We start from the raw sequence: 3,828 nt of genomic DNA, 5'->3' as shown, positions 1-3,828 counted from the left end.
TTGCCCATCATGTTGCAGATGAGGTATTTGACGATATTGCTTTGCTGCTACTAGCGCATCGAGCGACTCTTGTAGACGATTAATGATAAAAGCAGTCATTTTTATCCTTTTGTTTTCTTGTTTAAGAGCCGTTTTCACTAATAAAATTTAACTATTCTATAAATGAGTTTTGGAATAAGTAGGAATTATTACACAAACTGGGTGGTTGTAACAAAAGATTTCATATAACCGCCTTTGTAACTTTAATGCTGATAAATACTTGCAAAACTTAACTTTCTTACCGTTAAACACTGACAGAGTTTCTGACATGGTTTGTTACTATGTATACATCGTTAGCAAACAAGGCGATATGGCTAAAAAGTCTACATAAATAAATAACTTGTTTGTCCACAGTGATTTTAAGGAGATAGATATGAAAACTCTACAGAAAACTCTACTTGCATTAGCAGCCGGTTCTTTATTAAGCATGGGTGCACAAGCTGCCGTTTCTTATGGCAACGGCTATACTGGTCAACCATACGTTGGTGCTAAAGTCGGTCAGTTTGACCTAGACGTTGATGGCGCTGATGAGCCAACTGCATACGGTGTATATGCTGGTTATAACTTTGACCCTAACTTCGGTATGGAAGCAGAATTTGTAGGCTCGGATGACGCTGATTACAGAGGCGGCGACATCAACGCAAAAACTTACGGCGCTTATGGTACTTATCGTTACGCATTCCCAAATACTGGTCTATATGCTAAAGGTAAGCTAGGTGTTGCGAGAACTGAAGTAGAAGCTTCTAATACTACTCTAGGTTTATATAACGGCACAGATAAAGATACTAACATCGCTGGTGGTGTTGGTCTTGGCTACTCAGTAAACCCTAACCTCAGCGTTGAAGCTGAATACGACATGCTAGGTAGCGATGCTGATCTAATGACGGTTGGTGCACAGCTAAAATTCTAATTATTTGAACTCTGAGTTCATTGGTTAGTAATAGCTTTAGTTAAAATAAAAAACGATCACTTCGGTGGTCGTTTTTTTTGCTTTTTTTTAAGCACAACGTAACTAGTCTTTGTTTTAAGGAAAATATGGCTGCGCTTTAATACTACTAAAGTTAATAGGATTAAGACATTGTTTTTATAGCGCTTTTAAAACGTCCTTATATGAGTAAATGTGCTACATTGAAAGTTAGGATTACAAGGATAGGGGATAGCGCAATGATAGAGACACTTTGGATGATAGAACCTTGGCATTGGTTGATATTGGGCTTTTTGCTATTGATTGTCGAGATGTTTGTTCCAACCTTTGCCAGCCTTTGGTTTGGCGCAGCTGCTATCATAGTTGCAGCGCTTTCATGGCTACTGCCTATTTCTGTCTCCGTGCAAATCATTATCTGGTTAGTACTCTCCGCTATATTCTTGCTGGCATGGTTTAAATTTATCAAACCTTTATCTGTAGATCGTACCGAAGCAGGACTCGGAGGTAGTGTGATCGTCGGTGAAACCGGTATGATTATTGTGCAACCGCAGCCAGATAGAGCAGGTATGGTACGTTTTAGTGTGCCTATTGTTGGTGCTGCTGAATGGATGTGCCGTACTCGAGGAGAGCAAGTGGCAGTCGGTGATCGAGTGGTAGTGACAGATATCGTTGGTAATGAGCTGATTGTGAGCAGTATGAAATCGCAGGCAGCGACTCATAAAAGTACACCCATATAATAATAAGGATGAATTATGGAAAGCTTTAGTATAGTGATGATAGTGTTGATTGCACTGGTAGTGTTTACTGTGTTCAAAGGGGTGCGAATCGTCCCGCAAGGTTATAAATGGGTCGTACAGCGCTTAGGTAAATATAGCCAAACTCTAGAACCTGGATTAAATCTTATTATTCCTTTTGTTGATCATGTCGCTTATAAAGTGACAACCAAAGATATCGTGCTTGATATTCCTTCACAAGAAGTGATCACCCGCGATAACGTGGTGATTATTGCGAACGCCGTTGCTTATATTAGTATTGTGCGCCCTGATAAAGCGGTCTATGGTATTGAAGATTATGAGTATGGTATCCGTAATCTTGTTCAGACCTCACTACGTTCAATCATCGGTGAGATGGATCTCGATAGTGCATTATCTAGCCGTGATGAAATCAAAACGAAGCTTAAACATGCCATCTCAGAAGATATTGCTGATTGGGGTATCACCCTAAAGACGGTGGAGATTCAAGATATTAACCCGTCGCAAACCATGCAAGCATCAATGGAAGAGCAAGCGGCAGCAGAGCGTCTACGCCGTGCAACAGTGACCCGTGCTGATGGTCAAAAGCAAGCCGCTATCTTAGAAGCAGACGGTCGTTTAGAAGCCTCACGCCGCGATGCTGAAGCGCAGGTGGTGCTAGCAAAAGGCTCAGAAGAATCTATTCGTCTGATCACGGCTGCGATGGGTACGGAAGAGATGCCGATTGTCTACTTATTGGGCGAGCAGTATATTAAAGCGATTCGTCAGCTCGCTGAGTCTGATAACTCAAAAATGGTGGTATTACCAGCTGACATTCTAAGTACAATAAAAGGGATGGTCGGTGATAAGCTTAAGGTTTAAAGCACTATCATTTAACCGAATGCTATCGCTATAACTTGTAAAAATAGCCAGTGAGTATATAACACGCTGGCTATTTTTTTGACTTTAATTTACTTCTCAATTCTTAATAGATTTTGAATAATAAAAATACTGACACAAAGAGAATAACAATGACTGAGCAAAAGCTAAATACTAAAATAATTGCAATAGAGGATTTCCCGCAAGGCAGCCCATTGCCTTATAGTGTGCTCGATACGACGCACATCAATGCCGCTTATCCTGAGCAAAAATTAGAGATTCGTGGAGGTGGCTACGGTTCAGATGCGGCGGCGCATCCAACCAATGCCAACCAATTCTATGTACTCACCGATCGCGGTCCCAATGCAGATTTTGACGGCATTGCTGGTAAAGGTAAGCAGTTTTTAGTGCCAGATTACACACCGTATATCGGGCTGTTTGAGTTGCAGGCTGATGGTAAAATTATCAAGATAAAAGAGATTGTGCTTAAAGATAGTAATGGCAATCCTATTTCTGGGTTACCCAATCCAAAAGCTTTTGGCGGCACTAACGAGGCGCCTTACGATATTGATGGTCAACCGATGACGGTCAATCCAAACTTACCGTTTGATGCGGTGAGCAATCCTATTAAAACTGATATCGATGGTTTAGACCCTGAAGGGCTGGTAGCACTCAAAGATGGGAGTTTTTGGGTCAGTGATGAATATGGTCCACATCTTGTCCATTATGATGCGAATGGAGTGGAGATAGCCCGTATCAATGCGTTTGCCACTGATGAGCGTAATAACATACTCATTAACGGTAAACGGCTTTTATTACCGGCAGAGTTTACCAAACGCCGAGCCAATCGCGGTATGGAAGCATTAACCATTACGCCAGACCAAAGCACGCTTGTGGGTATCATGGAATCCTCTATGGACAATCTTGATAAGTCAGGGCGTCTGTCTAGTTTGGTACGCATTATTACTATTCATTTAATCTCAGGGCAAATATAGTCACTGCACTACAAAAGAGTTATGTTTTGGATGTATATCATAAAACAATTTGGATAAGTCATTTTCCATCCAGCCTTGTCGTAGGAACTTCACTTGAGCCCACTTCTTCTCGATAGGATTTAGATCAGGGCTGTAGGGTGGTAGCCATAGAATACGATGGCCATGTCTGTTGAGTAGTTTTTGAATACGCCTATTTTTATGAAAGGCAGCGTTATCCATCACAATCACGCATTTTCTTTTAAGCTTTGGTATTAGTATG

At 41.2% G+C, this 3,828-nt stretch carries 4 protein-coding genes and 1 pseudogene; 4 read left to right on the top strand and 1 reads right to left on the bottom strand.

Annotation, left to right across the window (positions count from 1 at the left end):
- The first annotated feature begins 412 nt into the window (after positions 1–412).
- From VLN09_RS05240 to VLN09_RS05225, 4 genes and pseudogenes are all read left to right on the top strand, one after another.
- Positions 413–949, top strand: a complete 537-nt coding sequence (locus tag VLN09_RS05240) for a porin family protein (protein WP_325244359.1) — start codon at positions 413–415, stop codon at positions 947–949.
- Between the two features lie 254 nt (positions 950–1,203).
- Positions 1,204–1,701, top strand: coding sequence for an NfeD family protein (locus tag VLN09_RS05235; RefSeq protein ID WP_325244357.1), 498 nt, complete (start codon positions 1,204–1,206; stop codon positions 1,699–1,701).
- Between the two features lie 15 nt (positions 1,702–1,716).
- Positions 1,717–2,577: an SPFH domain-containing protein gene (locus VLN09_RS05230; RefSeq protein ID WP_325244355.1), complete on the top strand. Its 861-nt coding sequence runs from the start codon at positions 1,717–1,719 to the stop codon at positions 2,575–2,577.
- A gap of 149 nt (positions 2,578–2,726) precedes the next feature.
- A pseudogene (locus VLN09_RS05225) lies at positions 2,727–3,566 on the top strand (esterase-like activity of phytase family protein); the annotation flags it as partial.
- Between the two features lie 3 nt (positions 3,567–3,569).
- Here the strand turns inward: VLN09_RS05225 and VLN09_RS05220 are convergent.
- On the bottom strand, positions 3,570–3,828 hold a 259-nt coding region (locus VLN09_RS05220), incomplete at its 5' end, for a transposase (protein WP_325244353.1).

Origin of the sequence: Psychrobacter sp., from assembly GCF_035469765.1 — a bacterium.
GTDB lineage: Bacteria > Pseudomonadota > Gammaproteobacteria > Pseudomonadales > Moraxellaceae > Psychrobacter.
Note: the sequence above shows the minus strand (reverse complement) of the source record. Positions and strands in the feature narration are given on the sequence as shown.